The following is a 1,589-nucleotide window of genomic DNA, read 5'->3' on the forward strand; positions in this document are numbered from 1 at the left end:
AAACAAATTGTGATGAGTATTGATGGGACGGCGCAAAACCAAGTGGTAAGTAGCGGCCAGATCGTTGATACCGGTGCAGCCATTGAAGACAACAAAGTAACAGACCAAGGCTCTTTGCCAAACACATTTAATGGCACGCTAGTGACGTGGACGCTTGTCAGTGGGCAAGGGCAGCTTGGCTCAATGAATTTCGATAAGACTACAGGCAAATGGACTTATACCTTAAATGGTCAGGTCGCAAATAGTATGCCGGAAGGTTTAACAACGAAAGAAAGCTTCATGGTGATTCCTGTCGATCAATTCGGTAAGACAATGGTCGACAGCAATGGGCAAGCAGTCACAGTCTTGATTGAAATAGACGTCACCGGTACTAATGACGCTCCAGATATTCAGGGGCGTCTAAACGGCTCAATGAAAAATGCAGAAAGCTCGGTAGAGGGGCAATTGCAAAGTGGCGACCCAGATCAAGGCGATACGCATACTTGGTCTCTTAACGGAAATAATGGTAGCTATGGCTCGATGCAACTAAATGCATCAAGCGGAAAGTGGGAATATACCTTAAACAAGAATCATCCTGACGTACTGGCCTTGGGTAAAGGGCAAAGCCTCACTGAAACTTTTATGGTTACAGTAACGGATCAGCATGGTGATAGCAGCACGAAAGCCATAACGCTAAACGTGACGGGAGAGAACAAAGCGCCTGTTATTTCGGGTGTTACAGCAGGTGATGTCAAAGAAGATGTAAAAGGTCTGCATACCGCGAAAGCCAATATCACCGATCCAAATACGGGTGATACGGTTGAGATCATTCCAAAAACACAGAATGGTTTGTTTGGTCAATTTACCATTGATCAGCAAGGCAACTGGCAATATCAGATTAATGAGAATGCAAGCAATGTTGATGCATTGAGAGAAGGTCAAACGCGCACAGAGACCTTCTTAATTCAGGGTAAAGATAATCACGGTGCAACTGTATCTCAGGTGATTACTGTCACGGTTGAAGGTACCAATGATGTCCCTCAAATCAGTGGTACGACCACGCAATCGATGTCTGAAACGCAGAGCACCTCAACTGGTCAACTGATCGCTGTTGATCCCGATATTGGTGATTCACATACTTGGAGCGTTAAGTCGGGCGGCAGCTACGGTACATTGGTCGTGGATGCAAATGGCAAGTGGACGTACACCTTAGACGTGAGCAACCCTGCGGTTCAAGGTTTAGCGAGTGGTCAATCGATGATTGATCACATTACTGTTGAAGTGCGAGATGCGAGCTCAGGCGTAAGTACGCAAGTTATCGATGTCACGATTAACGGCGCCAATTCACAGCCCAATATTCAAGGTGTTGTTCAAGGTCTAGCGGTTGAGGATCAATTAAATGCTGTCACAGGTCAACTTCAGCATGGCGACCCAGATCAAGGGGATACCCACACCTGGTCTTTGGTGGGAGGAGGTCAATCACCATGGGGGAGCATGCAGGTTGATGCGAACGGCAAATGGACCTTTGTCTTAAATCAAAACAAGGCGCAACGCTTGGGCGATGGCGAAACGCACGAACTTGCGTTTCAAATTAAAGTGGCTGATCAACA

General features: G+C 46.6%; 1 protein-coding gene. It reads left to right on the forward strand.

The genetic code is table 11. The annotated features are described in order from the left end of the window. Positions 1 to 1,589: VCBS domain-containing protein (locus A3739_RS12265; RefSeq protein WP_082878385.1), on the forward strand; the 1,589-nt coding region annotated here is incomplete at both ends.

The sequence above is a fragment of the Oleiphilus sp. HI0067 genome, assembly GCF_001635735.1.